Source organism: Bacillus sp. MC1252 (assembly GCF_056838025.1).
In genome coordinates this window covers 3,027,545-3,040,368 of record NZ_CM166369.1, presented here as the reverse complement: position 1 = coordinate 3,040,368, position 12,824 = coordinate 3,027,545, and the positions used below count along the sequence as shown (strand labels likewise).

General features: G+C 44.4%; 12 protein-coding genes. 10 read left to right on the top strand and 2 right to left on the bottom strand.

The window, feature by feature from the left end:
- Nucleotides 1-7: 7 nt before the first annotated feature.
- The 5 genes from nikB (at nt 8) to ACYH0L_RS15765 (ending at nt 5,017) form a co-directional block, all read left to right on the top strand.
- Nucleotides 8-952, top strand: coding sequence for a nickel ABC transporter permease subunit NikB (gene nikB / locus ACYH0L_RS15785; RefSeq protein ID WP_099727943.1), 945 nt, complete (start codon nt 8-10; stop codon nt 950-952).
- Nucleotides 949-1,782 (top strand): nickel ABC transporter permease subunit NikC, encoded by an 834-nt coding sequence (nikC, locus tag ACYH0L_RS15780; protein WP_099727942.1) that lies wholly within the window; start codon nt 949-951, stop codon nt 1,780-1,782. The genes nikB and nikC overlap by 4 nt, the downstream gene beginning before the upstream one ends.
- Nucleotides 1,783-1,786: 4 nt before the next feature.
- Nucleotides 1,787-2,602, top strand: a complete 816-nt coding sequence (gene nikD / locus ACYH0L_RS15775) for a nickel import ATP-binding protein NikD (RefSeq protein WP_180275535.1) — start codon at nt 1,787-1,789, stop codon at nt 2,600-2,602.
- A 13-nt stretch (nt 2,603-2,615) separates the two neighbouring features.
- Nucleotides 2,616-3,437 (top strand): ABC transporter ATP-binding protein, encoded by an 822-nt coding sequence (locus ACYH0L_RS15770; protein ID WP_099727941.1) that lies wholly within the window; start codon nt 2,616-2,618, stop codon nt 3,435-3,437.
- 254 nt (nt 3,438-3,691) lie between these two features.
- Nucleotides 3,692-5,017, top strand: coding sequence for an MATE family efflux transporter (locus ACYH0L_RS15765; RefSeq protein WP_099727939.1), 1,326 nt, complete (start codon nt 3,692-3,694; stop codon nt 5,015-5,017).
- A 24-nt stretch (nt 5,018-5,041) separates the two neighbouring features.
- Here the strand turns inward: ACYH0L_RS15765 and yvfG are convergent, their stop codons facing one another.
- Nucleotides 5,042-5,257, bottom strand: a complete 216-nt coding sequence (gene yvfG / locus ACYH0L_RS15760; RefSeq protein ID WP_024423509.1) for a protein YvfG — start codon at nt 5,255-5,257, stop codon at nt 5,042-5,044.
- A gap of 70 nt (nt 5,258-5,327) precedes the next feature.
- Between yvfG and rpoN the strand changes: the two genes are divergently transcribed.
- A complete protein-coding gene (gene rpoN, locus ACYH0L_RS15755; protein WP_099727938.1) occupies nt 5,328-6,626 on the top strand; it encodes an RNA polymerase factor sigma-54 in 1,299 nt (432 codons plus the stop codon).
- Between the two features lie 59 nt (nt 6,627-6,685).
- Nucleotides 6,686-6,967 carry a FadR/GntR family transcriptional regulator gene (locus ACYH0L_RS15750; protein WP_249704586.1) on the top strand — a complete coding sequence of 94 codons (282 nt, stop codon included), beginning with the start codon at nt 6,686-6,688 and terminating at the stop codon, nt 6,965-6,967.
- A 170-nt stretch (nt 6,968-7,137) separates the two neighbouring features.
- Here ACYH0L_RS15750 and ACYH0L_RS15745 read toward each other — a convergent pair whose 3' ends face one another.
- A complete protein-coding gene (locus ACYH0L_RS15745; protein WP_099727937.1) occupies nt 7,138-8,580 on the bottom strand; it encodes a sigma-54 interaction domain-containing protein in 1,443 nt (480 codons plus the stop codon).
- Between the two features lie 208 nt (nt 8,581-8,788).
- On the opposite strand from ACYH0L_RS15745, the gene ACYH0L_RS15740 reads away from it, so the two are divergent.
- From ACYH0L_RS15740 to ACYH0L_RS15730, 3 genes are all read left to right on the top strand, one after another.
- On the top strand, nt 8,789-9,982 hold the full coding sequence (locus ACYH0L_RS15740; RefSeq protein WP_099727936.1) for an ornithine--oxo-acid transaminase: 1,194 nt from the start codon (nt 8,789-8,791) through the stop codon (nt 9,980-9,982).
- A 101-nt stretch (nt 9,983-10,083) separates the two neighbouring features.
- Nucleotides 10,084-11,505, top strand: coding sequence for an amino acid permease (locus tag ACYH0L_RS15735; RefSeq protein ID WP_256499024.1), 1,422 nt, complete (start codon nt 10,084-10,086; stop codon nt 11,503-11,505).
- 277 nt (nt 11,506-11,782) lie between these two features.
- On the top strand, nt 11,783-12,820 hold the full coding sequence (locus ACYH0L_RS15730; protein WP_249704584.1) for a sugar-binding transcriptional regulator: 1,038 nt from the start codon (nt 11,783-11,785) through the stop codon (nt 12,818-12,820).
- The last annotated feature ends 4 nt before the right edge of the window (nt 12,821-12,824 follow it).

The following is a 12,824-nucleotide window of genomic DNA, read 5'->3' as shown; positions in this document are numbered from 1 at the left end:
TAAGGAAATGGGCCGCTATATCATCAAACGAATGCTTTCAATCATCCCTGTATTTCTATTAGCCACACTTTTCACAACTGGTATGATTCACCTTTCGCCAGTTGATCCGGCTGAGGCATATTTAGCAGCGGCTCATATCCAGCCCAATGATGAAATATTAGCGCAAAAAAGAAGTGAATTTGGCTTAGATGAACCGTTTTATATGCAGTATCTTCATACCATTGAAAAAGTCATTCGCCTTGATTTTGGCCGGTCGTATATGTCGAATCAGCCTGTGCTCGATGAGGTCATCTATAGAATACCGGCGACCATTCAATTGGCGTTCACCAGTCTGCTGCTCGCTATTTGTGTCAGCATTCCGTTAGGCTTTTTCAGCGGCATGAGAAAAAATGGCGTCGTTGATCATGTGAGCCGGCTCATTTCTTTCTTAGGAGCATCTATCCCGACATTTGTCTTGGGGTATTTGCTCATCTTCTTTTTTTCCGTGAAGCTCGATCTCTTACCGGTTGAAGGTGTTGGGACGTGGGAGCATCTCATCCTGCCATCAATCACACTGGCAGTGCCTTTAATTGCGATGTATACGAGGTTATTACGGTCAAGTGTGAGTGAGGCGCTTCAAGAGCCATTCGTTCAATATGCGAGAATCAGAGGATTAAAGGAACAGTCGATCATGTTCAAGCATGTATTCAGAATCGCGATTTCGCCGATGCTGACAGGACTTGGTGTGAATCTTGGCAAGCTGCTGACAGGAACCATTATTGTCGAGGCGGTTTTTTCATGGCCGGGGTTTGGACGCTTTTTTATTGAAGCGATCTTTAACCGGGATCTGCCAGTCATTCAATTCTATGTGTTGATGGCAGCATGTATCTTTATTTTGAGCAGTTTGATTGTTGACCTGCTTCAGCTGATCATTGACCCCCGTATTTCTAGAAAGGAAGGCCGCCAGCAATGATGACAAAAGTACAACATTTCTTCTATCATCAAAAGATGATCTCGATCTGCGTTTTGCTGCTCGGTCTCCTGCTGATTGTGACAGTATGTGCACCATGGATCGCTCCACATGATCCGTCGGCTGTCAATCTTGCCATGAAGCTAAAGGGCTCTTCGTGGGAGTATCCTCTTGGGACAGATCAATTAGGACGATGCAATTTATCTCGTATTTTATATGGTGCGCGTATTTCGTTAGGCTGTGCATTATTAATCTTTCTCTCTTCTTTATTGATTGGATTAATCGTTGGTTTGTTTTCTGGGTATCAAGGCGGCTGGATCGATCACGTCTTAATGAGAATTTGCGACGGGGTCATGGCTTTCCCGAACTTGGTGCTGATCCTTGGGCTAGTGGGCATCTTTGGTCCGGGGCTTTCTCAAGTAGTGCTTGCCTTGATGCTTGTGCAATGGGTGTATTACGCCCGCGTCTTTCGAGGGATGGTGCTCAGTTTAAAAGAACAGAATTTTATTGCAGCTGCGAAGATCAGTGGAACTTCACACTGGAACATCATGAGAAAGCATATGATTCCCAATGTTCTACCGCCTTTAGCAGTGATTGGCACACTCGAAATGGGGTGGGCGATTATGGACATTTCTGCGATGTCTTTTCTCGGCTTGGGGGTTCAGCCTCCTCTGCCTGAATGGGGAGCGATGATCCATGAAGGGAAGTCGTACATTCAAACAAATCCTCAACTGATGCTTTACCCAGGTCTTGTAATCATGGCTGTGGTGGTTCTGTTTAATTTACTGGGAGAAGCCCTTTCAGAGAAATATGGCATCAAACGTCGTGTTTAAAGGAATGAGCAATTTGGAAGAGTCCATATTACAAATAGACAACCTGCATGTGCAGACGAAAACGTCTCAAGGGACAATCCCTCTTATTCAGGACGTAGCGTTTGAAGTAGGGCGCGGTCAAATCGTTGGATTAATTGGTGAGAGCGGCTGCGGGAAAACGGTGACAAGTATGTCGATTTTAAACATGCTCGACCGGAAAACAACTGAAGTCACTGGCAGTATCACATTACAGGGACGGGAATTGATCGGTGTAAGTGAAAAGAATATGCGGTCCATTCGGGGCAAAGACATTTCGTATATTATGCAAAATCCAATGAACAGTTTTACGCCGGTATGGACGATCGGTCATCAGCTGATTGAAACCATTCGCCGGCATACAGCTGTCAGTAAAAGGCAGGCACGGGCGCAGGCGGTCGATGCCTTAAAGCAAATGAATCTGCCTCAACCAGACCAACTGTTAAACAAGTATCCCTTTGAATTAAGCGGCGGCATGCTGCAGCGTGTCATGATTGCCATGGCTGCCTGTATGCATCCGCCTCTCATCATCGCAGATGAACCAACAACCGCGTTAGATGTACACAATCAGAAGCTGGTGCTCCAGCATCTGAACCAAATTCGTCATGACTATGGAACGGCCATTTTACTGATTACCCATGATCTTGGTGTCATTGCAGAAATGGCAGATCAGGTTGTGGTCATGAGACAAGGAGAAATGGTTGAAAAGGCAGAAGTTCTTGAGCTTTTTGAAAATCCAAAGCATGATTATACAAAGAAACTATTAGCAGCTCGGCCATCCATTCCAGCTGTTTGCCCGATTTGAGGTGAGAAGGCCCTTGCATTTATTAGAAGTGAAAGCAGTCAGTCATGCATACAACAGCCGATCGTTTCTTATGAGAAAAAAAGACGCAGCTCCTGTCCTGAAAAGCGTCCATTTGACCATTGAAGAAGGTACTTGCCTTGGGTTACTAGGGCAAAGCGGCGCAGGGAAAAGTACACTTGGCAACATCATACTTGGACTAGAGAAGCCGAGTGCCGGTCAGGTTCTTTTTGAAGGTCAGGATGTATACCGCGCAGATCAGCGAACACGTAAACACTTTCGCCGGCATGTGCAAGCGGTGTTTCAAGATTCATATTCGGCCATGAATCCAAGGTGGACAGTCGAACAAATTTTATCTGAGCCGCTTGAAAACTATGAAACACTGACCCGTAAAGAACGCAAGAAAGTACTGATCCACTGGCTGGAAAGAGTGGGGCTCAGTGAAAAGGATTTGTCTAAGTATCCGCATCAATTCAGTGGCGGACAGCTGCAAAGGATCAACATCGCAAGAGCATTATTGCTCCAGCCAAAGCTGATTGTGCTCGATGAATCCGTCAGCAGCTTAGATATGGTCACACAGGCTGTCATTTTAGATTTATTAGTAGAATTAAAGAAAGAGCTGGGGCTGGCTTACTTATTTATTACACATGATATGACAGCAGCCTATCACTTAAGTGATCAATTGGCGATTCTTGATCAAGGAGAGCTTGTCGCCCAATTTCAATCAAAGGATGATTTCTTTTTATCAGAAAAGGAAGCTGTTCTGAAAATGAGAGATGCGATGCTCGCAGACCATCCTTTGTCACGAACGATTGGCAGACCGGTTCGTTCCATTTGATTCATTCAATCAACGCCTCTTTTAGGAGAGGCTCAGCGTGTAGACAAACCCTCGCATTCGGTGTCAGTCCTGCGCGCCGGTGCTCACGAATGTCGAATTCGCTCCGCTCCGGTGCTCGTCCTTCCTAGACTTCAAAGGTTTTCTATCACGCTGAAAAGAAGACAAAGGGTTAAAATAAAGATCATTTTAGCCCTTTGTCAACGATCAACGCCTCTTTTAGGAGAGGCTATTTTTCATGAAAGGCAGGTGGTATCGTGAACCATCGAGCGTATTTAGCTTTGGCCATTCCTTTAACAATTTCAACGATGACCACTCCATTACTCGGAGCTGTCGATACAGCAGTTGTCGGCCAGCTCGCTAATCCCGCTTATATTGGAGGCGTCGCAGTCGGCAGTCTCATTTTCAGTACATTATATTGGCTGTTTGGTTTTTTGCGGGTGAGTACATCTGCCTTTGCCGCCCAGGCAAATGGAGCACAGAGCGAGGAGCAGGGCGTTCTTGCTTTTTTAAGGCCTTTTTTGGTCGCCATCATGGTCGGTCTTTGTTTTATTGCCCTCCAGTGGCCAATTATTCAATCTGCTTTTCTAGTGATCTCTCCCGCTGCTGATGTCCGGCAATTTGCAGTAGATTACTTTCATATTCGCATTTGGGGTGCCCCATTTACCTTGATGAATTATGTGATATTAGGCTGGCTGATGGGGATGGCAAAAATGAGAGAAGCCCTCTCTTTACAGATTTTGATCAATGTCATGAATATGGCTCTCGCATTTCTGCTTGTTCATGTGTTTTCCTTTGCAGTGAAAGGTGTGGCGGCTGCAACCTTGATGTCTGAATTAACCGCTTTTGTGCTAGGAGCATGGATCATTATGAAGCATACGTCAAACGGGTTCCGGATGCCTTCTGTTAAGAAGATCATGGACACACAGGCAGTGCAGAAAATGTTTCATGTCAATAAAGATTTGTTTATTCGGACGATCTGTCTGCTTGTGGTGATTAACATGTTCACTGCAAAAGGTGCTTCTTTTGGAACAGAGCTGCTTGCGGCTAATGCGATCTTATTTCAAATACACTACATCATGGCTTATTTGTTCGATGGTTTTGCCAATGCGTCCAGCATTCTTGTTGGCAGGTCAGTTGGTGCAAATGACCGGACTCTCTATGAAAAAACATTGACCCTTTCGAGGCAGTGGGCACTTGTCATGGCGTGTGTCATTGCGGCGAGTTATTTTCTATTAAAAGAGCCGATTTTGAGCTTGTTTACGAATCTTCCTCAGCTGTTTGACGTCACATTGCGCTATGCAGATTGGCTTGTTCTTTATCCGTTTGCTGCTTGTTTTGGATTGGTGATTTACGGTGTATTTACAGGTGCGACAGAAATTACCCCTGTCAGAAATTCGATGCTGTTTGCGATGATCTTGTTTGTGGTTGTCCAAGCAGCGGTCACGCCAATTTGGCACAATCATGGACTCTGGTTTGCCTTTATCATCTATACTGTAGGACGGTCTGGCTTTTTGATAATGTACAAATCAAAGCTGGATCAGAAACTGTTCATACATGACAAACACCCTTTGCAATCGTGACAAAGGGTGCTCCTTTTTGTCCATTCATTCGCTTTCTTTTTTCACCTTTTGATAGGCTTCATCAAGATGCTGAATTCGCTTCAATACGACAGCATTTTTGGTCAGCTGGTCCTGAACAAGTGTAGAAACCACTGAGCGGTAGTAGGCATTCATTGCATGAACCTTGTCTTCATTTTGATTCATGGCGATATGCTGTTTCAAGTTGTCAACAAAGTATGGAACGGAAAAAAGTTCAGACATGGAAATCACTCCTATTTCGTATATACGGTCCGTCAATCTTCATGTAAAATGATGAGAGGGAGGGGAGACAATGAGCCTTAAACTGCAACAAGAACAGGTACTAAAGCAGGTGCTCACACAAGAACTCAGGCAGGCCATTACACTGCTGCAATTGAATTGCACAGAACTGGGTGAGTATCTTGACCAGTTAGCGCTTGAGAACCCTCTGATTGAGCGGAAAGACACGGACAGCTATCAACCAGTTTATCATAAAAGATCACGAGATCGAATGACAGAGCCGTATCGTACGCATCAAAAAGAAAGCCTGCAAATGGTTTTGAAAAGACAGGCAATTGATTTGACCTTAAGTGAAAGAAATGAAAGGATCTTTCACTTTATGATTGAGTCCATTGATTCAAATGGCTATCTAAATGAACCGGTTGATGCAATGGCCGCTGTTTTAGAGGTTTCGGCGGAAGAAGTAGAAGCCGTTCTTCATCAGCTTCAATCATTAGAGCCTGCCGGTATTGGCGCAAGATCATTGCAAGAGTGCATCCTGCTTCAGCTTAGAAGAAAAAAGGAGCGCTGGTATGAAGCTGAGCTGATCATCGAAGAGCATTTCTTTCTTTTTGCAAGAAAGGCCTGGAAGGAGATTGCGGAAAAAACAGGAATTTCAATGAAAACACTTCAAGCGATACAAGATGAGGTCTCACTGCTTGAACCAAGACCTGGCCTTCATTTCTCATATGAAGAACAGCATGTGTATATAGAGCCCGATGTGTATATCACGGTGATGCAGGATCACATCACATTTGAGCTGAATCAGCGTGCTTTTCCTGACGTTGAGATGAATGAAGGATATTTGGCTATGATTCAAGATCAAAAGCGGCATGAAGCATATGCGTATTTAAAGGAAAAAGAGCAGCAGTACAATTGGCTTGTCCAAGCGCTGAAGCAGAGAAAACAAACGATGACCCATGTCGTTCGTGAGATTATCTTACATCAGACTGATTTTTTCCTCACAGGGAAACATAAAATGAAACCGCTTACGATGAAGCGGATAGCAGATATATTGCAAGTACATGAGTCGACAGTCAGCCGGACTGTCAAAGGGAAAATGGTGCAAACCCCTTATGGTTTAATGGAAATGAAGCAATTTTTCCAAGCGAAACTAGAAGGACATTCGCTAGAAGAGGCGTCCAGCTACACAGTCAAGACGCACATCGCCGAGCTGATCCAAACGGAAAATAAGAAAAAACCGTATTCGGATCAGCAAATCATGACTCAGCTTCAGCAAACCTTCGGCATACGCGTCTCGCGCAGAACCATTGCCAAATATCGTGAACAAATGAATCTTCCGTCATCCACGCTGCGGAAACGCTATGATTAAAAAGGAGCACATGCATTTTCTGGCATGTGCTTCTTTTTTGTTGAGAGAAAGGCACGTATGTGAAGCCGTTCGATCCTGACCAGCTCACATTTTGTTTATCTTCCGCATTTTTGATGAAGCAGCATGATATAGCGCAGCTCCTTGAAGTGAGGTCAATCATTGAAACGTGTGTTGTCAAAAAGGCGGTGCTGCTTCGAACTGACGATGACCTCCATTACCTGCGTGATGCTCTCGAACAAATGAAGCTGGCAGAAGCGCATGAAGAAATTGGTGAAGAGGCAGACCTCACATTCCATCTAGCCTTAGCCAAAGCCTCGAAAAATGATTTACTAAAGGCATGAATGAATCAGGTCTCAACATTTCAGCATGATAGAAAGCCCTTGAAGTCTAAAGAGGACGAGTACTGGAGTGGAGCGAATGTGACATTCGTGAGCACCGGCACGCAGGACTGACACAGAATGCGAGGGTTTGTCTACACGCTGAAGCTGTGCCCAATGAGGGCACAGCTCTACTATTGACGAGAAATATGCAGCTTTTTCATTCGATATTGCAGACTTTGCCTGCTCATGCCCAAAATCTTTGCAGTCTGTGAAATATTGTCGTCCATTTTTTCTAAGTAATGGACGATGTATTGTTTTTCAAATCGCTCCATTTGGGTTTGAAAATCAGTCGTATGCTCTGGACTTGTGTAGACAAATGTGTCAGCTGCCGCTGTTTTCTGCAATGGATTTGCCTGCAATTGTGCAGCAGGACGACCTTCCCCATGCTTGAACCTGAAATGATAGGGAAGGTGATGCAAGCTTAAGTATACTTCATCCATCATCATATTCATCCCAGCCTCAATCACATGCTCCAGCTCTCTTACATTCCCTGGCCAATCATAGGCTTGAAAAAGGGCAAGCACCTCTTCGTCAGCCGCCTTCACATTCATTTGAAACAGCTCATTATATTTTTGAATAAAATGACTGACAAACGTAGGAATGTCTTCTTTTCGCTCAGAAAGTGGGGGGATAAATAAGGTGACAATGCCTAATCGATAAAATAAATCTTTTCGCATGCGTCCACCCGCGATCGCATCCACCGGGTCCTCATTCATATTAGCAATAACTCTCACATCAACAGCGATTTCTTTTGTGCTGCCTAACCTTCTCACGCTTTTTTCCTGCAATACGCGCAGTAGTTTCGCCTGAAGAGGAGGGTTTAAGGAGTTGATCTCATCTAAAAGCAGTGTCCCTCCCTGTGCTTGTTCGAATAAACCAGGCTGATCTGTTGCACCTGTAAAAGCACCTTTTTGCGTACCAAAAAGCAGGCTTTCAATGAGGTTATCAGGCAGTGCCGCGCAATTCTGGGTAATAAATGGTCCAGATGAACGGCTGCTGCCGTTATGGATGCTTTGAGCAAATAGTTCTTTTCCTGTCCCTGTTTCGCCAACAATGAGCACATAGGAAGAGGTACGTGTAGCTCGTTTGGCATGCTCAATCACTTCTAGAAATGCCGGGCTTTTTCCAATGATTGAATCAAATGTAAAGCGTGTGTTACCTTTTTGCTTCATATTGTGGTGAATCAGCCGTTCCAGCTTGGTCACATCATTCGAAATTTCAACCGCGCCTTGAATGAGACCGTCTCGAACGAGCGGATAGGTATGGTTAATCGTTGTGATTTCTTTTCCGTTGTAATTATGATACGTCTGTTTAGCATGAACGGTTTGTTTTCCGTTACGGAGCGCTTGGACAAGCGTACTGTGCATTTCGTCTTGAAAGGCGAAGAAGTCGAGTACATTTTTATGGAGAACATCAGAGCGTTTCAAAGATTCAATTTCCATCATTTTTTTATTATAAACAACAGTATTGCCATTCTCGTCAATGGCGTGGACCCCGACATCAATTAGATCGAGCATTTGTTTATACAAATCAATCTCATTTTCCAGCTTTGCGGCATGATGATCTTTTTTCACTTGCGCCACCTCCAGACCTTAACACCATATTACATGAAAAATTTTGCGGTTTCCTCTAAAAAATTGGCATATGCAAAAATATTTTGCGTGAAAAATCTGCTCAAACCTAGTGATGAAGCGATCAGAAAGTTGGCACGATCCTTGCATAACATATGAGTGAAGATGGACCGAGTGAAAAGAAGCAAGCTTATAGAAGGAGGATTATACAATGACACAGACAAATGAATTGATTCAACAAACAGAGCAATACGGTGCTGCGAATTATCATCCACTGCCAATTGTGATTTCAGAGGCTGAGGGAGTATGGGTGACTGACCCTGAAGGCAATCGATACATGGATATGCTGAGTGCGTATTCCGCAGTGAACCAGGGACATCGCCATCCCCGCATTATTGATGCGCTCAAAAAACAGGCAGACCGCGTGACGCTCACCTCGAGGGCTTTTCATAATGATCAGCTTGGTCCTTGGTATGAGAAAATTTGTAAACTGACAAATAAAGACATGGCATTGCCGATGAATACAGGAGCGGAGGCTGTGGAGACGGCTGTAAAAGCAGCGAGACGCTGGGGATATGACATCAAAGGAATCGAAGAAAATCGTGCGGAAATCATTGCTTGTGTCGGAAATTTTCATGGCCGAACGATGACGGCTGTGTCTCTTTCTTCTGAAGCAGAATATCAAAGAGGTTTCGGACCGATGCTTCCGGGAATCAAGCTCATTTCTTACGGAGATATTGAGGCGTTACGTGAAGCCATTACGCCACAAACAGCGGCTTTTCTCATTGAGCCGATTCAAGGAGAAGCGGGCATTGTCATGCCGCCAGAGGGCTTCTTGAAAGAAGCGAAGGCGCTATGTGAAAAGGAAAATGTGTTATTCATTGCAGATGAAATTCAAGTGGGATTAGCGCGGACAGGCAAGATGTTTGCCTGCGACTGGGAAGAAATTGAGCCTGATATGCTGATCCTCGGCAAGGCATTAGGCGGCGGAGTATTTCCGATCTCATGTGTTGTGGCAAACCGCGATATTTTAGGCGTGTTTAATCCCGGGTCTCATGGGTCTACCTTTGGCGGAAATCCTCTTGCGTGTGCGGTGTCGCTTGCTGCACTGGATGTCTTAATCGACGAGAAGCTTGCAGAGCGTTCCATGGAGCTTGGCCAATACTTAAAAGACAAACTGTCACGTATTCAAAGCCCTGTCATTAGGGAAGTACGCGGACGCGGACTATTTATTGGCATGGAGCTGACAGAGGCAGCTAGACCCTATTGTGAGAAACTCAAACAAGCAGGACTGTTATGCAAAGAAACCCATGAGACAGTGATCCGTTTTGCACCGCCGCTTACCATTTCAAAAGAAGATTTAGACTGGGCGATCGGTCATATTGAAGCATTGTTTCAAGCATAAATGTAAAAGGGAGAAGCCTACACATTCTCCCTTTCTCTTTCAACGAGCGGCGAATTTTGTCAAAGGATGATGAATAGAAGAGTGAAAGTGGGGAAGCGGATTTGAAGCAAGATCAGCATAATGAACTAGAGCGTTCCATGAAAAGCAGACATCTCTTTATGATTGCCTTAGGCGGCGTCATCGGTACAGGTCTTTTCCTTGGGTCAGGACTCATTATCCACCAGGCAGGGCCCGGGGGAGCCATTCTTTCGTTTATCATTGGCGGACTGTTAATGTATTTAGTGATGCTGTGTCTTGGTGAATTAGCAGTGGCAATGCCGACAGCCGGGTCCTTTCAAGAGTATGCGACCAAATATATTGGTCCGTCCACAGGCTTTATGATCGGCTGGCTTTATTGGTTTAGCTGGGCGTGTACGATTGGACTTGAGTTTACGTCGGCAGGTATTTTACTCCAAAGGTGGTTCCCAGATATCCCTGTTTGGCTTTGGTGTCTTGCATTTAGTGTGATTTTATTTGCCATTAATGCCATCTCAGCACGCAGCTTCGCTGAAACGGAGTTTTGGTTTTCGGCCATCAAGGTCGCTGCCATCTTACTGTTCATTATCATTGGAATTGGCGCAATTTTCGGAATGATTCATCTGAAGGACGGGGAATCAGCCCCTCTATTTCGTCATTTGACGGATCATGGCGGACTTTTTCCTAATGGTATTTTTGCTATTTTATTAACCATGGTCACGGTCAATTTTTCCTTTCAAGGAACAGAGCTTGTAGGGATCGCAGCAGGAGAGAGTGAAAGCCCTGAAAAAACATTGCCTCGATCTATACGGAATATTATTTGGAGAACGATGGTCTTTTTCGTCTTATCCATTGCGGTTCTTGCCGCACTTCTTCCTTGGCAGACAGCCGGTGCTGTGGACAGTCCGTTTGTTGTAGTGCTGGACAAGGTCGGCATACCATACGCCGCAGATATCATGAATTTTATTATCATCACAGCTGTCTTATCTGTAGCGAACTCTGGATTATATGCATCATCACGTATGCTTTGGGCACTTTCTAAAGATGGAAAAGGCCCTACCTTTACGAAAAAGTTGTCCAGGCGTAAAATTCCGATCAATGCACTATTGGTGACAATGAGCGTATCCGCTCTATCTCTGCTCACAAGTGTTGTGGCACCAAAAACGGTGTATGTCTGGCTCATTTCGATTTCTGGTATGGTCCTTGTTGTTGTCTGGATGTCCATTTGTTTATCTCAGTATTTCTTTAGAAGACACTTCGTAAAAACGGGCGGAGATGTAAAGGATCTCGTCTTTCGTACACCGTTATATCCATTTGTGCCATTGGCAGGCTTTATCGCATTTGGCATCGTCCTCATCAGTTTATTCTTTATTGAGGATCAGCGAATTGGTCTTTATTGCGGTGTTCCATTCATGGCCGTTTGCTACATCATTTATTATCTCAAAATCAAACCGAAGGAAGATGCAAAACGGTTTGCCGAAGAGGAAAGGCCGATATCTAAAACATAAGCAGGCTGACGCATCAGCCTGCACCTTTTTAATGACAAATTCATTATATATAAAAGAAAAATAAATATTTGCATAGCAAGAACCTTGATGACAAGCAGGTTATCGGTGAAAATGTGTCTATTTTTTGTCTAAATGTGTTTGTAAGAGTTGAAAATGCAAGATGACCCTGTTAAAATAATTAAAGAAAGCAGGGATTGATTTTTTTTGGCTGTGGCGGGACGTTTTTTGTCACAGTGGGACGTTTTGAGTCCAACGTGAAAAGAAAGGGTCGTTAGCCATGAATCGTTTATTGGAAGCTCAAAAAAAATTATTGCCAGATCTTCTCACAGTTATGCAAAAACGCTACGACATTTTGCAGTACATCAGGTTAGCTGAACCAATTGGCCGCAGAAGCCTTGCGACGAGTCTTGGGCTCAGTGAGCGCATCTTAAGGGCTGAAGTTCAGTTCTTAAAAGAACAAAACCTGCTGGATGTCAAAACGAGCGGTATGATGCTGACGAGTGAGGGTCATGCTTTGCTAGACATGCTTGAAGGAATGATGAAGGACGTTTTAGGTTTAACCTTTTTGGAAAATACATTAAAGAGAAAGTTAGGCCTAGAAGAAGTGATCATCGTTTCTGGTGACAGTGACGATTCCCCGTGGGTGAAGCAAGAAATGGGAAGAGCTGCTGTCCAATGTATGAAAAAAAGGTTTACAGGAAATAATATCGTCGCCGTCACTGGCGGAACGACGATGGAAGCCGTTGCCGAAATGATGACCCCAGATGCCAAAAATCGCGACATGATGTTTGTCCCTGCGAGAGGCGGTCTTGGGGAAAATGTGAAAAATCAGGCAAACACCATTTGTGCCCACATGGCTGAAAAAGCTTCCGGTACTTACAAACTGCTGTTTGTTCCAGGACAGCTGTCAGAAGGTGCTTACTCTTCGATTATCGAAGAGCCATCAGTCAAAGAAGTGCTTCAAACGATTAAATCATCTACGATGCTCATTCATGGAATCGGTGAAGCAAAAACAATGGCGATGAGACGAAACACACCAGCTGAAGATTTAAAAAAGATTGATGAGCATGACGCAGTGACCGAGGCCTTTGGCTATTACTTTAATCGTGATGGTGAGGTCGTCCACAAAGTGCACTCCGTCGGCATGCAGCTAGATGATTTAGAAAGCATTCCACACATCATTGCTGTTGCAGGTGGATCATCAAAGGCAGGGGCCATTGAAGCTTATTTCAAAAAACCCCGCCGAACGGTTCTCGTCACAGACGAAGGAGCCGCAAAAGAGTTATTAAGGGAGTCAATTGATCCCTCAATATAAAACA